Annotated in this window: 1 protein-coding gene; it reads left to right on the forward strand. The window is 79.5% G+C overall.

Annotated elements, in window-relative coordinates:
* A partial coding sequence (locus AE652_RS42835; protein ID WP_049661818.1) for a tetratricopeptide repeat protein occupies positions 1-546 on the forward strand: 546 nt, incomplete at both ends.

A 546-nucleotide genomic window follows, 5' to 3' on the forward strand; every position in this document is an offset into this window, starting at 1 on the left:
TCCGGGGACCTGGCGGCCGCCGCCGAGTGGTGGCAGGAGGCCGCCGAGGCCGGGGACGGCAACGCCGCCAACGCGCTGGGGGCGCTGCACGCGAGCCGCGGCGAGGCCGCCGCGGCCGAGCGCTGGTACCGGGCCGCGCTGGACGCGGGCGACCAGAACGGCGCCTTCAACCTCGGCCTGCTCTGCGCCGGCACCGGCCGCGAGCAGCAGGCCGAGCAGTGGTACCGCCGGGCCGCGTACGCGGGGCACCGGGAGGCCTGCAACGCGCTGGCCGTGGTGCTGCTGCAGCGCGGCGACGAGTCCGGCGCCCAGCCCTGGTTCTCCAAGGCGGCCGAGGCCGGCAGCGTGGACGGGGCGTTCAACCTCGGCGTGCTGCACGCCGGGCGCGGCGAGCAGCAGCAGGCTCAGGAGTGGTACGCGCGGGCCGCGGCCGAGGGGCACGGCGAGGCGGCCCTGCAGCTCGCGGTCGTCCAGGAGCAGCGCGGCAACCTGGGCGGGGCGCTGGAGCGCTACCGGCAGGCGGCGGCCGGCGGCTCGGCCGAGGGC

It is taken from the genome of Kitasatospora sp. MY 5-36, from assembly GCF_001182915.1.
GTDB lineage: Bacteria > Actinomycetota > Actinomycetes > Streptomycetales > Streptomycetaceae > Kitasatospora.